21 protein-coding genes and 2 pseudogenes are annotated in these 19,436 nt (G+C 55.5%); 13 read left to right on the forward strand and 10 right to left on the reverse strand.

All coding sequences use genetic code 11. The features are described 5' to 3' along the window. Positions 1 to 44: 44 nt before the first annotated feature. Complete coding sequence (locus F3I20_RS21220) at positions 45 to 1,196, reverse strand: MFS transporter (RefSeq protein WP_370513531.1); 1,152 nt, start codon at positions 1,194 to 1,196, stop codon at positions 45 to 47. A 133-nt stretch (positions 1,197 to 1,329) separates the two neighbouring features. On the opposite strand from F3I20_RS21220, the gene F3I20_RS21225 reads away from it, so the two are divergent. Further along, positions 1,330 to 1,833 carry a MarR family winged helix-turn-helix transcriptional regulator gene (locus F3I20_RS21225; protein ID WP_150038513.1) on the forward strand — a complete coding sequence of 168 codons (504 nt, stop codon included), beginning with the start codon at positions 1,330 to 1,332 and terminating at the stop codon, positions 1,831 to 1,833. Positions 1,834 to 1,841: 8 nt separating this feature from the next. Here F3I20_RS21225 and F3I20_RS21230 read toward each other — a convergent pair whose 3' ends face one another. Further along, positions 1,842 to 2,444: a helix-turn-helix domain-containing protein gene (locus tag F3I20_RS21230; RefSeq protein ID WP_150038511.1), complete on the reverse strand. Its 603-nt coding sequence runs from the start codon at positions 2,442 to 2,444 to the stop codon at positions 1,842 to 1,844. Positions 2,445 to 2,487: 43 nt separating this feature from the next. On the opposite strand from F3I20_RS21230, the gene F3I20_RS21235 reads away from it, so the two are divergent. The 7 genes and pseudogenes from F3I20_RS21235 (at position 2,488) to F3I20_RS24260 (ending at position 6,212) form a co-directional block, all read left to right on the forward strand. Beyond that, positions 2,488 to 3,183, forward strand: coding sequence for a B3/B4 domain-containing protein (locus F3I20_RS21235; protein WP_150038509.1), 696 nt, complete (start codon positions 2,488 to 2,490; stop codon positions 3,181 to 3,183). A gap of 96 nt (positions 3,184 to 3,279) precedes the next feature. After that, positions 3,280 to 3,579, forward strand: a pseudogene (locus F3I20_RS21240) (hypothetical protein); the annotation flags it as partial. Positions 3,580 to 4,060: 481 nt separating this feature from the next. Next, complete coding sequence (locus tag F3I20_RS21250; RefSeq protein ID WP_150014386.1) at positions 4,061 to 4,387, forward strand: DUF1173 domain-containing protein; 327 nt, start codon at positions 4,061 to 4,063, stop codon at positions 4,385 to 4,387. Then, positions 4,339 to 4,809, forward strand: coding sequence for a DUF1173 family protein (locus F3I20_RS21255; protein WP_373276589.1), 471 nt, complete (start codon positions 4,339 to 4,341; stop codon positions 4,807 to 4,809). Before F3I20_RS21250 ends, F3I20_RS21255 begins: the two co-directional genes overlap by 49 nt. Before the next feature lie 147 nt (positions 4,810 to 4,956). Next, positions 4,957 to 5,415 carry an STM2901 family protein gene (locus F3I20_RS21260; protein ID WP_150014416.1) on the forward strand — a complete coding sequence of 153 codons (459 nt, stop codon included), beginning with the start codon at positions 4,957 to 4,959 and terminating at the stop codon, positions 5,413 to 5,415. Continuing rightward, complete coding sequence (locus tag F3I20_RS21265; protein WP_150014382.1) at positions 5,409 to 5,702, forward strand: DUF1493 family protein; 294 nt, start codon at positions 5,409 to 5,411, stop codon at positions 5,700 to 5,702. The genes F3I20_RS21260 and F3I20_RS21265 overlap by 7 nt, the downstream gene beginning before the upstream one ends. 102 nt (positions 5,703 to 5,804) lie before the next feature. Beyond that, entirely contained in the window at positions 5,805 to 6,212 is a 408-nt protein-coding gene (locus F3I20_RS24260) for a hypothetical protein (protein WP_223812968.1), read from the forward strand. An 880-nt stretch (positions 6,213 to 7,092) separates the two neighbouring features. Here F3I20_RS24260 and F3I20_RS24265 read toward each other — a convergent pair. After that, a complete protein-coding gene (locus F3I20_RS24265) occupies positions 7,093 to 7,725 on the reverse strand; it encodes a hypothetical protein (RefSeq protein WP_223811693.1) in 633 nt (210 codons plus the stop codon). 345 nt (positions 7,726 to 8,070) lie between these two features. Next, on the reverse strand, positions 8,071 to 8,640 hold the full coding sequence (locus tag F3I20_RS21285) for a hypothetical protein (RefSeq protein WP_190285968.1): 570 nt from the start codon (positions 8,638 to 8,640) through the stop codon (positions 8,071 to 8,073). A gap of 197 nt (positions 8,641 to 8,837) precedes the next feature. On the opposite strand from F3I20_RS21285, the pseudogene F3I20_RS21295 reads away from it, so the two are divergent. Continuing rightward, positions 8,838 to 9,136 (forward strand): annotated as a pseudogene (locus tag F3I20_RS21295) (hypothetical protein). Between the two features lie 49 nt (positions 9,137 to 9,185). After that, positions 9,186 to 9,563, forward strand: coding sequence for a RidA family protein (locus tag F3I20_RS21300; protein ID WP_150014374.1), 378 nt, complete (start codon positions 9,186 to 9,188; stop codon positions 9,561 to 9,563). Positions 9,564 to 9,588: 25 nt separating this feature from the next. Here the strand turns inward: F3I20_RS21300 and F3I20_RS21305 are convergent, their stop codons facing one another. The 4 genes from F3I20_RS21305 to F3I20_RS21320 all read right to left on the reverse strand — a co-directional run bounded on the left by F3I20_RS21305 (position 9,589) and on the right by F3I20_RS21320 (position 11,779). Next, entirely contained in the window at positions 9,589 to 10,116 is a 528-nt protein-coding gene (locus F3I20_RS21305; RefSeq protein ID WP_150014372.1) for a DUF4865 family protein, read from the reverse strand. A gap of 173 nt (positions 10,117 to 10,289) precedes the next feature. Next, on the reverse strand, positions 10,290 to 10,835 hold the full coding sequence (locus F3I20_RS21315) for a TetR/AcrR family transcriptional regulator (RefSeq protein WP_150014370.1): 546 nt from the start codon (positions 10,833 to 10,835) through the stop codon (positions 10,290 to 10,292). A 127-nt stretch (positions 10,836 to 10,962) separates the two neighbouring features. After that, complete coding sequence (locus F3I20_RS24375) at positions 10,963 to 11,094, reverse strand: hypothetical protein (protein WP_255467310.1); 132 nt, start codon at positions 11,092 to 11,094, stop codon at positions 10,963 to 10,965. Between the two features lie 136 nt (positions 11,095 to 11,230). Next, entirely contained in the window at positions 11,231 to 11,779 is a 549-nt protein-coding gene (locus F3I20_RS21320; protein WP_061060638.1) for a GNAT family N-acetyltransferase, read from the reverse strand. A 271-nt stretch (positions 11,780 to 12,050) separates the two neighbouring features. Here F3I20_RS21320 and F3I20_RS21325 point away from each other — a divergent pair, with 271 nt between their 5' ends. Then, positions 12,051 to 12,668: a pyridoxamine 5'-phosphate oxidase family protein gene (locus tag F3I20_RS21325; RefSeq protein WP_150014368.1), complete on the forward strand. Its 618-nt coding sequence runs from the start codon at positions 12,051 to 12,053 to the stop codon at positions 12,666 to 12,668. Positions 12,669 to 12,826: 158 nt separating this feature from the next. On the opposite strand, the gene F3I20_RS21330 is transcribed toward F3I20_RS21325, so the two are convergent. Together F3I20_RS21330 and F3I20_RS21335 are read right to left on the reverse strand one after the other, a co-directional pair. Further along, positions 12,827 to 13,192, reverse strand: coding sequence for a type II toxin-antitoxin system PemK/MazF family toxin (locus F3I20_RS21330; RefSeq protein ID WP_150014366.1), 366 nt, complete (start codon positions 13,190 to 13,192; stop codon positions 12,827 to 12,829). Then, a complete protein-coding gene (locus tag F3I20_RS21335; protein WP_150019494.1) occupies positions 13,192 to 13,464 on the reverse strand; it encodes an AbrB/MazE/SpoVT family DNA-binding domain-containing protein in 273 nt (90 codons plus the stop codon). Before F3I20_RS21335 ends, F3I20_RS21330 begins: the two co-directional genes overlap by 1 nt. A 152-nt stretch (positions 13,465 to 13,616) precedes the next feature. Here F3I20_RS21335 and F3I20_RS21340 point away from each other — a divergent pair, with 152 nt between their 5' ends. Together F3I20_RS21340 and F3I20_RS21345 are read left to right on the forward strand one after the other, a co-directional pair. Continuing rightward, entirely contained in the window at positions 13,617 to 14,810 is a 1,194-nt protein-coding gene (locus tag F3I20_RS21340) for an MFS transporter (protein ID WP_150014364.1), read from the forward strand. Positions 14,811 to 14,916: 106 nt separating this feature from the next. Next, complete coding sequence (locus F3I20_RS21345; RefSeq protein WP_190286178.1) at positions 14,917 to 19,434, forward strand: ATP-dependent helicase; 4,518 nt, start codon at positions 14,917 to 14,919, stop codon at positions 19,432 to 19,434. Positions 19,435 to 19,436: the final 2 nt, after the last annotated feature.

A 19,436-nucleotide genomic window follows, 5' to 3' on the forward strand; every position in this document is an offset into this window, starting at 1 on the left:
TTATTCCAGCATGCCAGATCGCCATTGAACGGCAACGGCTTTATTCAGGCTCTGCTGTCCTGCGGCCTGAAGCGCCGGGCAACCACCATCAGCAGCACTACGCCAGCGCTCATGATCAGCCAGGCCTGAGTCAGTGACAGGCCGCTGTCACGCACCCAGCCTGCTACCAGCGGCATCAGCGCCGCGATCAGATATCCGCCACCCTGCACCCGTGACAGCAGAGTGCCCGCTTCCCGGGCACTGCGCGCATGATCCAGCGTGACAATCAACGACAGCGGAAACAGTGCGCCAATGCCCGTTCCCAGCAACAGCGCAGAGAGCAGCGGCATCGTATTGGGGTAAAACACAAGGCTCAGCAGCCCGAGCAGCAACAGGGTCAGCACGCCGAGCAGCAGCGGTCGGCGATCGGGAAAGCGTTGTAAGGTTGCTGTGACGATAAAACCTGCCACCACTTCGGTTAATGTCAACGCGGCGAGCAGATAGCCACTGTGGCGCGCACTCCAGCCCAGCTGAATATAGAATGGCGGCAGCCACGCCAGAACCAGCGTGTAAGCCCCGGTGCCAATGCCGAAAAAGAGCGTCAGCAGCAGTGTTCGCGGCGCTGGCAGCGTCATTGCCTCAGACGCCACGCTCACCTGCGGCGATCGCCTGACTGTAATCAGCCAGATCAGGAGCGTTACCAGCGCTAACACGCCGGAAATCGCCAGCGCGGGTTGCAAACCCATCAGTACAAATAGCGGTTCGGCACTGGCGGCCATCAGCGCCGCGCCCGCCATAATCCCGGTGCTGAACAGCGCCATCAGCGTCGCTGCTGCGTCAGCATAACGTTGCCGGATCAGCGCGGGCATCATTGCCTGGATTATGCCAATGCCTGCGCCACCCGCCAGCGCGGTAAGTATAAGCTGAGCGGAAGTAAGGTTAAGGCCGCGCCACAGACAGGCCACCATCAGACAGAGCAACCCGGCGGCAGTGGCGGTTACCGGCCCGAAGCGGGCGATCAGCCACGGGCCAGAGAGTGCCGCCAGACCCATCATCGCCACCGGCAGTGTGGTCAGCAGGCTGAATACCGTAGCCGACAGCCCGGTCTGCTGTTGCAACACCGGAAACAGCGGGCCGATAATAGCCAGCATCGGCCGCAGGTTGAGTCCGACCAGAAAAGCGATCGCGGCAAACAGAGTGGGGAACATTTTCATCATCTACGCCCAGCCAGAAATTAACGATGACAGCACCGGGCTGTCACTACTTATCTTAACGTTAAGATAAATACCGTTCACTGTTAAGAGCCTGAGCACAACCCGACAATATAACCCCAACATCTGCAGGTGATTTATGCATGACCATATTGATTTCGTTGTCAGCCAGTGGGAGAACGCGATGCCCGATCTGGACACCGCTTCCATGCGTATCTTCGGCAGAGTGCTGCGGCTGATGAAACATCTGGCTAAAACGCGCAGTGAGGCGCTGGCACCGTTTGGTTTTCAGGAGGGCGAATTTGATGTGCTGGCGACTCTGCGACGGGCGGGATCCCCTTATCGGCTGTCACCCACGCAGCTCTACCAGTCGCTGCTGGTGACCTCTGGTGCCATGACAAATCGCCTGAACCGGCTGGAGCAGCATCATCTGATTGAACGTGTTGCCGCGCCGGATGATAAGCGCAGCATGCTGGTAGGGCTGACACCACAGGGTCAGCAGCAGATTGAGCAGGCACTGCGTGCACATACCGCAATTCAGGAGGCGGTGCTGGCACCGCTGGCCGCATCAGAGCGCGCCGTGTTGGAGGGGTTACTGAAAACGCTGCTGCTTGCCTTTCCCGGCGAAGCGACAGCCGAATAAAAACGCCGTCAGCGCTGCAGTTCCGCCACCGTCATGGTGAAGATAACGGGCTGGTCATCGGCACTGGCATAGGCATGGGGCATATCGGTACGGGCCACCGCCGCACAGCCCTGCTGAACCACCAGTGTCTGCTCACCCACGGTCAGAACCAGCGTGCCCTGCTCGACGTGCAGCAGTTCCAGCGTGCCCGACGAGTGGCCCGTGGAACTGAACACCTCGCCTGCAAACATCTGCCAGCGCCATAGCTCGATCATATCCGGCCCACGGGTGCCGGCCAGCAGCTGCGCACTCCCGCCCTGCTCACCCTGCCACAGCACGGGCATTTCGTTGTTTTCAATCAGCCAGGCGTCCGGTGCATGCGAAATACTAACGATATCCGCTACCGAGACGCCCAGTGCGGCAGCCACCTTACACAGAATGGCGATGCTGGGATTGGCAGCGCCCTTTTCAATTTCAACCAGCATCCCTTTACTGACGCCTGCCCGGCGGGATAACTCATCCAGCGAGAGTTTCTGGCTTTTGCGCCAGCTTTTTATGCGGTCTGAAACTGCCTGACTGACAGTGGCGACATCAGCGCCGGCATCGGTCGTTATATTGACTTTATTGGTCATCGGTCATTACTATGAAATAAATTAGTCACTGAGAGAGTATCCGATGTTATCCGTTCATCCGTCAATCGATCCTGCCATTTTCACACTCGCTCCCGGCTTTCGTGCCATGAGCATTGCGGTGGAAGCCACATCCATTACCCGACCAGAAGTCGCCAGCGACGCACTGAAAAGCGCGTGCCAGCAGGTCATACAGGATGATGTTGTCTGGGCAGATGCGCACCTTGCGGCATGGGCCGAGGTGTTCCGGGCATTTGGTGCCAAAGCGAAGCGCACGCCCTGTTCTGCTGAAGCGTTGCGTAAACGGGTGCTGCGGGATGGCACACTGCCTGCTATTGATCCGGTTGTCGATCTCTACAATGCCATCAGCATTCGTTACGCCCTGCCGGTCGGCGGCGAAAATATCGCGGCCTATACAGGCGCGCCACGTCTGGTGATTGCTGACGGCAGTGAACGTTTCGATACCGTCAAAGAGGGCGAGGTCATTTATGAATCACCGGAACCGGGCGAAGTGATCTGGCGCGACGATCAGGGGGTAACCTGCCGCCGCTGGAACTGGCGTCAGGGCGTGCGCACCCGACTCGATGCCAGTGCGCAGCAGATGTGGTTTATACTGGAAAGCCTGCCCGCTATGCCGCTCGCCGCGCTGCAACAGGCCAGCGATGATCTGATCTCGGGATTGCAGCAGATGATGCCAGGTGCGCAGATTGGCAAAACGCTGATCGAAGCGCCCGCAAGCTGAACAGCGGGGTTAACGCTAAGCAGAATCTGTGGCAGGATACGCGCCCTGCGTCTGGCCATACCCGGCTGACTTAACTGCCCACATCCGGTGACCATAATGGCCAAAGTAAAATTCATCCTTCCCCTGCTGCTGATCCTGGCCCTCGCTACCTGGTGGTTTATCCCGCACGATAGTGAGGAAGACAAAGCGTATTACGTCGCGGTGTTCTGCGCGATTGATCATCACGGTCAGCAGCCATTCGACCAGCAGATGCGAAATGTTATTGAAGGCGGTAATTCTGACTATGCGCTGCAGAAAATAGCCTATAAACCGCGGCTGGGACGCAGCGTGATTGGCCGCTGGGAGCAACTGACGAATGATGAACAGCAGCGCGCCGCGCAGGATAATATGGTCTGCCNTAGTGAGGAAGACAAAGCGTATTACGTCGCGGTGTTCTGCGCGATTGATCATCACGGTCAGCAGCCATTCGACCAGCAGATGCGAAATGTTATTGAAGGCGGTAATTCTGACTATGCGCTGCAGAAAATAGCCTATAAACCGCGGCTGGGACGCAGCGTGATTGGCCGCTGGGAGCAACTGACGAATGATGAACAGCAGCGCGCCGCGCAGGATAATATGGTCTGCCAGCAACTGCTGATGCGCTGATTTCTGGTGAGCGTGTTTATCATATTATTCGAATAATTTCGCGCTGGTCATCATTATTGCTGCGCCCGTCTTGCCTTATTCCTCAGCGCCTGAAATCAGCGTGGGTTTACCGTTTATGGCTGAAAGAAATGCATTAAAAATAGTGTCAGAAGCTATTGATGGTGCTGAAATGCAGTCTCATTATGACAGCATACAGTTTCACCAATAAGCCGACTGCGGCGGCACTGGCTGGGTGAGCTGGCGCTGGCGCCTGCAGCAGACGGCGGCCCGGATTCGCATTGGTCGCGTGCCGCTGGAAGAATCCCTGCTGCTCATGGCCATGAAAGATATGCCGCAGGTTATCGCTAACCGGGAACATCTGAGAGCGAACGGAAAGAACAAACGGCGACGTATCATCATTTTTGTGCTGGCTGGAGTGAAGCCGGTGAAGCACGACGGAAGACTATACTGCCGCTGGGGCTGTTTTCTGGCTTTCCTGATCTGGTTCTGCCTGAAGACGTTCGTCACCGCCTGGAGCGTAGCTTTTGCCGCGAACTCCTCGACTGGCGCAGGGGAATGAAAGTCGTGATTATCGCTGAAACAGAGCCGCCGGAAACATCCTTTAGGCAAATAGACGAGCGTGACCAGCCATCCAGCTGCAGTACCGTAATCGATGTGGCGCTGATGACGGTCATCCCACGCTTTATTCCGCTGGATTCCGGCTATGAAGGGGCGGTGGAAGAAAAACTGTGGCAGGAAAAACGCGCCTTTATCAAGCCTCTTCGCTACGATGGTGAGGAAGATGTATTTGCGGATTTTGTGCTCAAGGACGTTCCTGACGGGGATGCGCTTCCGATGGAAGTGTTCGGCATGAACTCGCCAGAGTACCTGCAGCGCAGGCAGGTAAAAACCGCTCACTATGAGGCGGAATATGGGCCCGGACGGTGGTGGTACTGGGATGCTGCTGCGAAGCCAGACATGCCTGCATTTCCCTGCGTCTGACACGGGAGTCTTTCAACTGTGGGGAGATAGGGTTGAAGTACTGTTTCTGTTTAACCTGTGCCGGACAGGTTGTCAGGCCTGAACGCGGAAGGTATTGTTTAAGAAGCGTCAGGACGATAATTGAAGCTGAACCTGCAGGAGCTGGCAGTGGACACGACTGAAGAACTCAATAACACCTATTTCTACGCGGGCAGACCGAACCTCACCGCTGGTGAGCTCTTTTTCATGATTTTCTGTGAAGAAGTTGCTGAACAGCTGGGGGTTGATGACTTCGGCGCGATCGTGGCCATCCTGTCCGGACGTAATGTCCTGACTACCCGCACCAAACCGCGCGATGCTCTCAAGGGAACCTCCTATGCCTCACGGGCAGCGCGCAGAGTATTTCCGAAAGCCAAATTTCCCTTCGGCATAAAGCTCCCCACCATCGTAGGGGGATACCCGCCCCGTACCGCGCGTATTCTTTTTACGCATAAGCTCAGCACCTTTGTCGGACGAGCGATACCCGTCGTGGGCTGGGTGATGCTGGCCAGAGACGTTGCCAGTATCAGTTTCAATTCGGTCAGACTGTACAATGCCATCGCCCGCGGGGAGGATAAGATATGGTAGATGACACCCAGGCACGCGTAATGGCACTCATTAAGCCGTGGAACGGCCGCTCCCTGCTGACGTTCCGGAAAAAAACACTCACGCCAGAGATGTCGCTCAATCTGGACATGAAACTGGACCCGGAGGATGCTGCGGAATGCCTTCAGAACGTCTTCGATGCGTTTGGAATGGATTCTGACCATGTGAATTTTAGCCTTTACTATCCAGAAAACCCGCGTGAGGCTATCCCTCTGACTATCGGGATGCTGATAGAGTCAGTCCGTGCCAGGCGTTGGTGCTATGACTGATACATAAGATGTCAGAGACAGTTATTATTGTTAAGGAGCTATATCCTTACTTCCTGTTCTACTGTACTGACACGAAGATATATACGCTCAGACTGCATATTGATGGATGTTCCCGTCGTGGCAGGCGGAATCACTATTCAAAAATTCAGTCAGGTGCATTCAATGAATTCAGATTTAAATGATGTAAACGATTTTAAAATCGAGCGTCATGACTGGCATGATCCTTTAGTAGAGGCATGCTGTAATTTTGTAAAGTTTAAGGACGATCTGGACCTTTCGAACCGGACATCCTGTGTTCATCCGCTTCTCGTCAGGAAGTTGAGGTGGTTACTGGGATATTATGAACCCTCGGAAAAACTGAATAGATATGGGCGTCCGCGTCGTAAAGCCACTGCGGCCTATCCTTCTCATTTTATGCATTTTGCACTTCCTTTCTTGTACGATATAAGTGCTTTTGGGGGAAAATATGAAAAACGGCTCATTCACCCTCAGCTTGTTGTATCGGGTTAGTATCGCAATTACAACCACGGTCATTTTGGAGGTTACGCAGGGAATCGACCGGACGAGGTGATGGACTGGTCAGATAAGGCTGTTGAGGAATGTGAAACTGGAATCTGTGACCCACGATATCTTTGTCCAGGAGAGTTGCCTCTCTATATAGCCCTTGAAGGGAAGAACAGAGTGGATCTCTTCAAACGCCACAGAAGTGTCATGCTTGCATGGGTTGCGCCCTCGGTTTCTGCACCGGCTGAGTCGCTAAAACTCATACGGCTGAAGCCTTTTAACGTATGGGCCATATGTCATGACGACAGGATTTGTGTTCTTCCATTCACAGACCCTGCCTTACCGATTTATAAAGCGCTTAATGTAGCTATAGCGAAACCCAAATGGGATTTTTTCGCCCTGATAAAACTGCGCAATGCGCGAATCAGTGCTGTCAGTTTTCAGATGAGTAGCTGAATTACGGATGGATTCTCCGGAGGACGTTATCTGACTTTTTTACACAATTCTCCGGTCAATGCGCTGAGCTCTCTTTCATATGAAGCCCGCTCCCCCGCACTGAGAAAACCCTGCTGGCTGACATAGTGCTGAATTTCATTATGGATGTTCTTGGCTTTCTGCCACAGCGTATCTGCCTGTACCTGGGTCAGTTTTCGGCTTTTTCGTGCTATACTGATGTCAGCTTGCAGAACGTTAATTCTTTCTGACAGGAGCGCTTCTGAGCGTCTGGTTTTACTGCTGCCGTTATGCTGTGCCTGAATGATGCAGGACGGATAGTCCGACCCCGCCTGAACATCAGTCAGGGCCTGTCCGCATACAAACAGAAAAAGTCCTGCGAAAATTACCTTCATGAATGTGCTCCCGGACAGATTATTACTTTGTGGAATAGCTATGAACTTCTGTTAAAAATGAAGGTATGAGGAAGGTCGTCATAATTGGTCAAAAACCAGGTTAGACCACGGTAAGAGACTAAGATTGCCCAGATGAACTGGCCGATGGCGATTAGGGTAAAGATTACAGCAAATACTGCAGTTACGAATGTAGACATAATGTTCTCCTTAATGTCTTGGTTTATGTGCAGGTATTTACTGTTCGGAATGCGGCCTTTAAGGCCTGTTAGTGAAAAAACTGAAAAAAGTGTTCTTTTCCTCTTAGTTGCCGTATCAGGTTCAGTAGATCGAGAATTTTGCATTCCATGCTTAATACCCACATCGCAACAATTCAGTATTTTGTGCTTCATCTGTAACAATCTTTCTTCGCCTCTATCGAGATCCGGAAAGTACCAAAGTCGGAATACAGATGACAGGAAAGCAAGCCCCATGGCTGACCAGATTTTGATGTTATTACTTATTATCTCGAAGCTGAGCCTTTTATTCTGTTCTTCCACCGCAATCATTTTGGTGACCAGGTCCAGCATGATTCCCATTTCTGCGGCATTGATAGGCGGCGACTCACGGGCGTCTGTTTCTTCATTTTTTTTCGCCGGGCATAACGCAGATGGATAATAAAAAGCGGTTCTCACTGAGTGCTTAGGTTACTTGACCGCCGGAAAAAGGCTGGATAACTGGTCAGCACTCTTTCAATTTCATCCATGTCCATGCCGATGCTGTCTGCAATATTTCTGGGGGTTCTGCTATTCCAGCGCTCATGCGCGCCGAGGTGTTGTATCAGCGCAGTCAGATAATGAAAATCACGTACAAATGAAACTTCAGGTTTTTTGCCGGAGGATTGAAGCGTGGAAGAAATAAGCGTCCTTATTAATTTTTATAAAATGAACTGCACTTAAATAATAAATGTAATAAAGGCCACGATGTGTCCTTTTTAAAAAATATATTATCAGTTTTTGTCGTGGGAAGGGATAAGAGCCTTAGCTGTGATGGAAATCACCACTGAGCAGGCTGACCTCATCCGGCGTGAGGAAGTCAGATGTCATGTCTGCAAATCGCACCGGATCAGTGATAGTACCGAAGCTGCCAAACTCTTCGCGGACCTGGCGCAGAATATTATCCGGAAGCTTACATGCAGCCCGGTAGGCACAATCGAACATATTGCCTGTACCGACCGGACTGCCCACTAAAGCTCGTCCTGTATAAGGCAGGTATTTATCCAGCATTTCTTCAGCGTAACGAATGGCCATACCCTGCTCAAGGGTTGAGGTATTCAGATGACTGCCTGGCGCAAAACGGGGATTAAGCAGGTAAACCGCGCCGACGGCTGCCTGATAGAAGAACTGTTCCCACATGTCATAACGCCAGCCGATACACAACCCGTAATCATACTCCTTCGCCAGTGCGTGATCCTTATGGAATGTTACAACACCGGTCGCACCCATTCCGGCGGCCTCACGTTCCCAGGCATAGAATGGCACCTCATAGACGCGTACGTCGCTCGCCGCATCGCCGCTACGCCATGCATATGCTCTATGCGGACATTCCAATGAGGATGCTGCAGAGCATGATGTGGCACAAAAGCGTTAATTCGACAAATGTCTATAAGAAGGTATTGGCGGCAGGGTGCAGGGTGCAGGGTGCAGGGTGCAGGGTGCAGGGTGCAGGTTCAGATAATATCGCCATACTGAAAAGGGTATGAGGCTGTTAATCATACGAAAACCAGTGTTATAAATGGCTAAAATATATTCTTCCGCTGCTGCTTATCCTCGCCCTGGCTGGCTTTTAATCCCGCACGACAGTGAGGAAGACAAAGCGTATTACGTCGCGGTGTTCTGCGCGATTGATCATCACGGTCAGCAGCCATTCGACCAGCAGATGCGAAATGTTATTGAAGGCGGTAATTCTGACTATGCGCTGCAGAAAATAGCCTATAAACCGCGGCTGGGACGCAGCGTGATTGGCCGCTGGGAGCAACTGACGAATGATGAACAGCAGCGCGCCACGCAGGATAATATGGTCTGCCAGCAACTGCTGAAACGCTAAGTGGTGGCGGGGAGAAATGTCTGATGATTCACATGATGAAGGAGAAAATATGACCCTGCCAGAACGCAAAAATTATCCGCAACTGGGCGAAGTCAACGCGCCTTATGTCCATGCAGTGAAACAGGGTGAGACGCTGTACGTCTCCGGCCTGACCGCCTTCGGCACGGCCGCTCAGCAGGGTAATATGGCTGAACAGGCTGAAGCCATCTTTGAACAACTCAGAGACGTTGCTGCTGCTGAAAATACGTCGCTTGCCGCGCTGCTCAAAGTCACAATATTCATCACCTCGTTCACAGAAATCGCCGCGCTGCGGGACGTGCTCTATCGCAATTATGGCGAACATCTGCCCGCCAGCTCGCTGGTGCAGGTCAGCGGACTGTTCTCCACTGACCTGCGCATTGAGATTGAGGCTATATTTGCCCTCTGAGGGGCAATCCGCATCAAAACCGCTGCTACAGCCGCAGATCTGAAGCGGCAGCGCCTCGCGCCAGATAACCGATGCGATAGACTTCCGGACCGGACGCCGGTCGCTGCTGTGATGCGTTAATCGTTAATCCCTGCCAGCGGGTTACATCCCAGGCGCTTAAGCCTGTTGCCATCGGCAGTGCTGCAAGGTTCGCATGCGGAGGAATCGTCCAGCGGTGCAGCGTCATAAAACGGGCTTCAGCCAGATCAGTGATGGGAGTCTGTTCCTCAAACGCCAGCCAGCTTTCGATGATCGGCCAGCCAAAATCCCTCACCAGCGCCGCAAAACCCGGGCTTTGCAGGAAACGCTGCATGCCACTCGCATCCCGCCAGAAATAGAGCGGTGCATAGCGATGTTCATTGATTCCCCCATCCTCACGGCAGGCGTAAAGATACGCTTTTGCCACCAGCCCCGGAAAGCCATCCAGCCGGGCACCGTTCTGCATGATGCGCTGTTCAATGATGCCCATGTCGTAGTCCGCAGGCAGCGTAAAGCGATAATGCATGATAATCATAACGCCGCCTGTGCCAGCATCTGGCCGCCGCTAAAGCTCCACTCTTCGCTGCTGTTAAACTGAATGATGATCATCACATCATCAGGATCGATTGCCATCTCTGTCTGAAGCGCCGCGCAGGCTGTTGCAGCACCTGATCACTGAAGCCGCCCTGCCCTACGTTCAGCGCTGAGTTAAAATGCCTGCTGAATCAGTAACGAACAGTATTCCGCTGAAACGTCGCGATCGCCAAACAGGATGTGGAACATCACGGGCGCGACAGCGACATCGACGAGGCGATCAACGTCAAAACCCGCTTCCCCGCGCGCGATGGCCCGGTTGTTCAGGGTTTCAAGATGCTGATAAGTGAATACACAGCATTTATGGCTGGCCGCTTCAGCATGACTGCCAATCACATCGGCCAGCAGTTCACGACCCACTTTCGAGGACATCTCTTCAGCATACTGCTGAAGGAACGCGGTAAGATCGCCAATCATCGAGCCGGTATCTTCCGGATCGGCAATCGGTCGCATCCGCGCCACGGCCACATCCGCCAGCAACTGGGCCAGATCGCCCCAGCGTCGATAAATCGTGGAGGGCGTTACGCCTGCCTGTTCGGCGATCATCGGTACGGTAATGGCGGAACGATCACGCGTTTCCAGTAGCCGGTTAACGGTGTCATGCACTTCCGCCTGAATACGGGCGCTGCGCCCGCCCTGACGAATCATCTCCCTCGCCATCTCGTTCTCCTGCTTTTATCCGCGTCAACGTTTTGGTTAACGCAACGATGTTGCGTTAACAGATAGCGGCAGTGTACCGCATCTCTGGCTGAGCAGGCGCTATAGTGTGCGATCGGGCGAGTGGCAATCAGGGCTGAAGTTTACTCAGGCCTGCTTTGACTGGCTCTCCGCTGAAATGAGACGAACGGTTGTCTGATGCGCCTATCCACAACAAACTGACTGCCATTACCGCTGAAATAAAAATCGTACGAATATCCATAAATCCTCCCCTGAGTAAGGCGGTTAAGGTAATCCAGTGAGCAGGGAAGTAATCGCGGGATAAGAGAGGGTTTCTCAGCGGTTTAAGGCAGTAAGAGGACGCAGACAACGCTGCGCCCGACTCGCTTAGAGGAAATTCAGACGTTAAGCGCGTTGCCAGCGTCAAGCCATTCCCGCCGGCTCAAGGCATACATCAGGCTGGGAGGCAGCCCTTCGAGATCGTTAACCTTTTTCAAGAACGTCAGGCCTGCTTTTTCCAGCACCCGGCGCGAAGCCAGGTGGTTTTCACGCACCACGCCCGTGATCACGCTGAGTCCGGCCTCCTCAAATCCGTAGCGAATAGCCCTGCGTGAAAGCTCAGTGGCATAGCCTTTTCCCCAGGCATCTGGCTCAAAACGGTAGCCGAGATTATTGGTCTGACGGCCGTCAAACTGACTTCTGAAGACGCCACCAAAGCCGATGATTTTTTCCGGATGGGCTTTCTCGAATATTGTCCAGTCGCCGAACCCCTGATCCCGGTAGCTATCCTGTATGCGCTCCATTGCCTGAACAGCATATTCCCTGTCAGGCCACGGGCCTCGCGGGTTGAATTTATGCGTTTCCGGGTCGCCATAAATTCTGAACAGGTCGTCAAGATCCTCACGAAGGGTAAATCTGTAGAGCAACCGCTCTGATTCCCAAACCATCCTTTGCTCCTTATGGGTACTGATGAGGTTAATCCTTTATATCAGCAGGTTGTGCTGATACCAACACCTGGGTTTACAGGTCAGGCATGGTAATCCCTTTCTGTTTAGCCGGGATTCACGGATCATAGTGAAGAGTGATCACAAAGGCTTGTGCAGTGGCTCTGACTCTGCAGCGATTAGTGTTAGAGTCCTGCTTAAACCTGCGCGTCGGATCTGTGGCGTCTTATTGTCGGTGTCCTGAGGATCTGATCAATGAAAGGAAAGTGCAAACATGGCTGAACAGAGCAGCATAGTGACAGAACTGACCGAACTTGAACGTCTTTATGGCACTGTCGCCCGGCCTTCTGTGGCTAAGGTGACCGATCATATTCATCCCGCCTATCGTCCGTTTATAGCCGCCTCGCCTTTTGTGGCGCTGGCAACATCGGGACCGGAGGGACTGGATGTTTCACCGCGCGGCGATCCGGCCGGATTTATCGAAATCGAAGATGATAAAACCCTGCTCTTGCCTGACAGACGCGGCAATAATCGCATCGACAGCCTGCGTAATATTTTAAATGACAATCGGGTTGCGCTGCTTTTTCTCATCCCCGGCATTGGTGAGACGCTACGCGTGAACGGTACGGCGGCGATCAGCACCGACCCGGCACTGCTTGAACGCTTCGCTGTCAATAATCAGCTGCCAAAAACGATGCTGCGCATCAGTGTTGAGAGCGTTTTCTTTCAGTGCAGCCGGGCAATTATCCGCTCCGGGTTATGGGATGCTGAAACGCAGATTGCGCGGCAGTCGCTGCCCAGCACCGGCTCGATTCTGAAACAGATTGCGGAAATCGATGGCGATGCCTACGACAAAGCGCTGCCAGAGCGATTAAAGAACTCGCTTTACTAAGCTCCTGCGAGTCGCACTTAAGGCAGCGTAATGAGGAGGAAAGTGCTTATACTTTCGGGCCGCAGATGATCATGCACCTGCGGTCGGAGTCTTGCGAGAGTGTCAGGCCTTCCCGGAATTAATTAACTTGCAAATTATAACTGGCAGCCAGCTTTTATTTATCGCGGGTCGATAAGGTCTACAACCAGAGACAATATTTCATACATAACATGTGGCTCTACCCTGGCAGCATAGCTTGCCTTGCGCGCTGTCAGGTCAAGCGAACGCACCTGATAGCACAGCGCCACGCCGGTCACCTTACCGGTATCTGTGCTGTTACCGTCCAGAAACACAGTCACTCCCTGTGAGCGCGACGCGACGCCGCCGCTTGTCACCGGCACACAAATTGCCGTCCCCAGAGCAGCAACTAACTCGCGCTGAGAGATAACAAGATAATAATTCGGCCCTTTAAACTTACGCCCTTCAACCGGATCACCATTAACGTGCCAGATTTCGCCCTTCTGCGGCACCCTCCCTGAAACCATCAGATATGCTCCCTGACCTGCGGCGCGTCATTCAGTCCGTCGACGGCCTCGTCGTTATAACTCTGGATTTCCAGCTGATCAATACCGGCCAGCAACTGAGCAACTGTCCGGCGACCGCGTGGTACACGCGTAACCGGCACAATGTTCACGGATTCTCCCTCAGCGGTCACGTCCAGCTCAATGCCCACGGTCCAGCCTGCTCTGGCAGCAATCTCACTGGGAATAGTCAGCACGACAGCTCCGCCCTGCTGACAAAGTTTTGTTAATGCCATGAGTCCTCCGGTGTGTAACTTAGTAACACATAGATTCGCATAAGGTGACACTAAGTCACACCGCAATAAACGTTAAAGCAAAGATATTGCATTAAGCTCAGAATCACCGTATACCTTATTAAAAGCTAATCCTTTGCATTAAGGTGACTCCCATGAACCCCACCCTGACACCGCAGGCGGCTACCCGCACCACGCTTTTTAGCTTTACCGGTGCGGCGCTGATCTCAGCCACCAGCAGCGCGCCCACGCCGCTCTACCCCCTTTATCGCAGCCTGTTTCATCTGACGCCGACCATGCTGACACTGATCTTTGGTGCCTATGCTTTCGCCTTGCTGGCCGCGCTGCTGACGGTGGGTAAAGTGTCAGATTATACTGGCCGACGTCCGCTGATGCTGCTGGCCCTGGCGATTAACGCGGTCGCGCTGGTGATCTTTATGGTGGCCAGTTCGGCTCCGACCTTGATTGCTGCCCGACTGGTACAGGGCTTTGCTACGGGTATTGCACTGCCGACCTTCGGTGCCAGCCTGATTGACGCCAGTAAAACGCGTGGACCCCTGCTGAATTCGTTCACCGCGTTTCTCGGGATGACGCTCGGCACGCTGACAGGTGGCATTCTGGTCAGCTTTGCCCCGTTTCCTACGGTCACGATTTACGCGCTGCTGATGGTGCTGATGATAGTCGCGATGGCGCTTCTGCCCCTGATACCTGAAACAATTGCGCCTCAGCCTGGGGTACTGGCCGCGTTGCGGCCTCAGGTCAGCATTCCACGACGCGCACTGGGCCCGCTGCTGAAGGTAACACCAGTGAACATCTCAACATGGATGCTTGGCGGATTTTATCTGTCACTGATGCCCACGATGGTGGCAAATGCAACCGGCCTGACGTCGCCATTTATCGGCGGCTCGATTGTGGCAACGCTGATGCTAAGTGCAACGGCAGCCGTTTTACTCTTTCGTCCGTTGCCGCCCGCGCGGGCGTTGGTTATTGGTACGCTGATGCTTATGGCGGGTGTCAGCGTCACACTGACAGGCCTTTCCCTGCACAGCGTGGCCCTGCTCTATCTCGGCACCGCCATTGCGGGTCAGGGGTTTGGATCGATTTTCTCCAGCGTGCTGAAGATCATCATGCCGTTAGCGGAGAGTCATGAGCGCGCCGGGTTGTTCTCCGCCTTTTTGATCAAAAGCTATCTCGCCTTTGCGCTGCCCGCGATTGCGGCCGGTATTGCCGCCCCCCATATCGGGCTGACCCAGACCGCCTGGTTCTATGGCATGACCCTTATTGTGCTGGCGCTGGTGTCACTCCTGGCGGTCAGAGGTCGCGCGTTAGCTGGCGCGGCCTGCTCTTAAACGTCACTGACGCAGCCAGAGATCGGCCGCGTCATCCACAAACGGCGATTTTCACTTACACTCAACGGATTAATTCCTGGTGCAGTCACTGCGTGATGCCGTGAGTATGATGTCGAAATCCCAATCTGATACGGTCTTAGCCCGGTTTTCATCCGCCACCCGACGCTGGTTTTCTGCCGCCTTTGCTGCGCCGACGCCGGTGCAAAAGGCGGCCTGGCAGGCGATTGCCAGCGGAGAGCATGCGCTGGTGATTGCGCCTACCGGTTCCGGAAAAACGCTGGCGGCCTTTCTTACCGCCATCGATACACTGTTTCAGGTCAGAACCGACCAGCCTGCTCCCACACGCGAATCCACCACCCGTATTCTCTATATTTCACCGGTCAAAGCGCTGGCAGCCGACGTGCAGCGCAACCTGAATCTGCCGCTGGCAGGCGTCTACGCCGAACGGCAGGCGCTGAATGAGCCAGAAATCACTCTGAATATCGGGATGCGATCCGGTGATACCCCCAGCGCGGAGCGCGCCAGGTTGTTACGTCGCCCGCCCGATATCCTGATCACCACACCCGAATCGCTGTTTCTGATGCTGACCTCCAAAGCACGTACCACGCTGCAGAGCATCACCACGGTTATTGTTGATGAGGTGCATGCGGTGGCGGGTTCAAAGCGCGGCTCCCAGCTGGCGCTGAGCCTGGAGCGGCTGGATGCGCTACTGCCACAGCCCGCCCAGCGCATCGGGCTTTCTGCAACGGTGCGACCGGTTGAACGGGTAGCGGCCTTTCTCGGCGGCTGTCAGCCGGTTCAGGTGGTAAATCCGGCCGCCGATCGCACGCTGCACCTGACGATCGACGTGCCGGTTGAGGATATGACCGATATCGCCAGCGCCGATGACCTGACCGGTGAAGCGAGCACTGCAAGCGGATCGATCTGGCCACATATCGAAGCGCGCATTCTGCAGCAGGTAATGGCCCATCGCGCTACTCTGGTCTTTGTGAATTCGCGTGGTCTGGCAGAAAAGCTGACGGCGCGGCTCAATGCGCGATATCTTGCGCAGCAGATCCCTGCTGAAAATCAGGATGAAGAGCGCGCCGGCGATCTGATTGCCCGTTCCCACCACGGTTCCGTCTCGAAAGAACAGCGCGGTGAGATCGAAGCTGCCCTGAAGCAGGGCAGGCTGCGCTGCGTGGTGGCGACCTCCAGTCTGGAACTGGGCATTGATATGGGGCCGGTGGATCTGGTGATCCAGGTGGGCGCTCCGCTGTCAGTCGCCAGCGCCCTGCAGCGTGTAGGTCGCGCCGGACATCAGGTTGGCGGCATCTCCACCGGCATCCTGTATCCCCGCACCCGGCGCGATCTGCTGGATTCGGCCGTGATATTACAGTCGATGCGGGCGGGTCATCTCGATGCGCTGGCTCCGCCCCGTAACCCGCTCGATATTCTGGCGCAGCAGACGCTGGCGGCTGTGGCAATGGATCCTCTGCAGGCTGATGACTGGTATGCACAGGTCTGCCGGGCCGATCCATTCCGCACTCTCTCACGTCGGCTGTTTAATGCCACGCTTGATATGCTGGCGGGTAAGTTTCCGTCAGATGCATTTGCTCAGTTGCGGCCACAGCTGGTATGGGATCGCCAGAGCGGAGTGCTGACGGCGCGACCTGGCGCTCAGAATCTGGCCGTAACCAGCGGTGGCACCATTCCCGATCGCGGCATGTTCAGCGTCATCCTGCCCGAAGGTGAAGAGCAGGCGGGCTCTCGTCGGGTCGGCGAGCTGGATGAAGAGATGGTCTATGAGTCGCGGGTCAACGACATTATTACTCTGGGTGCAACGTCGTGGCGCATTCAACAGATCACGCACGATCAGGTGCTGGTTGTTCCCGCGCCAGGCCGTCCCGCTCGTCTGCCCTTCTGGCGCGGTGAGGGCATTGGCCGTTCTGCCGATTCAGGTGCCAGCCTCGGGATGTTTCTGCGTAAACTGAACAGTGCTTCACCGGATGATGCGCAACAACAGCTGCACGCGCTGGGGCTGAATGCCCATGCCGTGACAAATCTGCTGGCTTTACTGGCTGAACAACGTGTCGCCACCGGCGTCCTGCCCGACGATCGCACGTTGCTGATTGAACGCTGCCGGGACGAAACTGGTGACTGGCGGGTGATCCTGCACTCGCCGTGGGGCAAACGGGTCAATGCGCCCTGGGCGCTGGCGATTTCTGCCCGGATCCAGCACCGCATGGGTCTTGATGCTTCCGTTGCAGCCAGCGATGACGGCATCGTAGCCCGCTTTCCCGCCAGCGAAGGGCATCTGCCCGGCGCTGACCTGTTTATGTTTGACGCAGACCAGCTCACTCAGGACGTCACGCAGAGTGTCGGGCAATCGGCACTGTTCGCCGCCCGCTTCCGGGAGTGTGCCTCTCGCGCACTGCTGCTGCCGGGGCGCAATCCGGGTAAGCGCTCACCACTCTGGCAGCAGCGGCTGCGCGCCGGTCAGTTGCTGGCCGTCGCCCGCCAGTATGATGATTTCCCTATCCTGATCGAAACCGCACGCGAATGCCTGCAGGATGTCTACGATCTGCCTGCTCTGCACCAGCTGATGGAACAACTGGCACAGGGAAACGTAAAGATGGTCGAGGTGACGACTGAACAGCCCTCTCCTTTTGCCGCCCCACTGCTGTTTGGCTATGTCGCAGAATTTATCTACGCCAGCGATGCCCCACAGGCCGAACGACGTGCCTCACTGCTGGCGCTCGACAGCAATCTTCTGGGTGAACTGCTCGGCCAGACCAGCAAGCGTGATTTGCTGGCACCTGACGTGGTTGAGCAGGTCGGACAGGAACTGCAGCGCATTGATTCCCGCTATCAGGCACAGCACGCCGAAGGCATTATCGATCTGCTGCGCGATCTCGGTCCGCTCTCCGTTGCCGGTATTTCGGCGCGGTTCAGTGGCAATGACCAGCAAATCGCAGAAGCCGTGTCGCAGTTTGCTGCTGCCCGGCGCGTGATCCCGGTGACGGTCGCTGGTGAGGCTCGCTGGGCAGTGATTGAAGATGCGGCTCGCCTGCGCGATGCGCTGGGCACTGAGCTGCCTGACGATCTGCCCGACACATTTCTCGAGCCGCAGACCGATCCATTACGCGATCTGGTAAACCGCTACGCCCGCACCCATACGCTGTTGACCGCCCGACAGCTGGCAACTCATTTGGGACTGGGCGTGGCCATAGTGAATGCCGTGCTGCTACACCTTTATCAACAGGGCAGCCTGCTGAACACAGGTGCGGCAGCGGGCACAACGGAAACGGAGTGGGTTTCCTCAGAGATCTTCAAACGCTTGCGCTTACGTTCACTGCAAGCAGCACGCGAAGCAACCCGGCCGGTTTCACCCGCCGCCTGGGTCAGCCTGCTGCTGACGCGGCACGGCCTGCTTAACCGCGCGCATCAGGGTGTCAGCGGGCTGCTGCGGGTGATAGAGCAACTGGCGGGCGTGCCGTTACCCGCCTCGCTGTGGGAGTCACAAATCCTGCGCGCCAGGATTGCCGACTATCAGCCTGCAATGCTCGATGAACTGTTAGTCAGTGGCGAGGTGATCTGGTGCGGACATAAAGCGCTGGGACAGAATGATGGTCTGATCTCGCTTCATCTCTCAGAATTCGCCGCTGAGACGCTGCCGGAGGCTGAGGCCACACCCCCTCTTACGCCGATCCAGCAGGCGATACTTGAAGCACTGAGCCGCGGTGGCGCGTGGTTTGTTCATGAGATTATGGTGCAGATGGGCGCACCGGAGACACAACCCAGCGACGTCTATGATTCCCTGTGGCAACTGGTGTGGCAGGGCTATGTCACTGCGGATAGCTGGATTGCGGTACGTGGGCTGCTGACCACGCCAGGCGTGACCCGTTCACGTCCGGCACGCACTCTGCGCACCCGCTTTGGACAGCGCTTTACGCCTGGCGCATTGCCCGCACGCCGTCCAGCGGTCAACACGCTGGCCGGGCGCTGGTCGAAGATTAACCGGCAGGAGATTGCGCCTGCACGACTGGCTCTTTCGCTGGCAGAAAATCTGCTCGACCGTTATGGAGTGATCACGCGAGGCAGTGCAGTTTCAGAGCAGATCCCCGGTGGATTTCCGGCGTTACAGCCCGTACTGCGCAGTATGGAAGATGCCGGGCGACTGCTGCGCGGGCAGATTGTTGCCGGGTCCGGCGGTGCCCAGTTTGCTGACTATCAGACCATTGAGCAGCTGCGGGCGCTGGCCGAAGCGCCGACCGATGTCACTGAAGCGGTGACGCTGGCTGCACTCGATCCCGCGAATCCGTTTGGCGCGATGCTGAGCTGGCCGGTTCATGCCAGCGGCATACGCCCGACGCGTCGTCAGGGCGCGCGGGTCGTGATTGCAGGCGGCATGCTGATGCTCTTTCTGACGCCAGGAGGCAAAGAGTTGCTGACGTTCAGCAACGACCTCGCACAACTTGAAACCGCAGTCGCGGCGCTGGGCGTGGCGCTGAAACGTGAAAAGCCCGCGAGCTTTACGCTGGAGACGGTAGATGGTGAAGCGGTGTCGCAGTCACCGCTGCTTAATGCGTTGCGACACGCCGGTTTTTCACGGGTGCCGCAGGGATTCAGCTGGTATAGCTGACA

This window comes from Candidatus Pantoea gossypiicola (assembly GCF_008632075.1).
Classification (GTDB): domain Bacteria; phylum Pseudomonadota; class Gammaproteobacteria; order Enterobacterales; family Enterobacteriaceae; genus Pantoea; species Pantoea gossypiicola.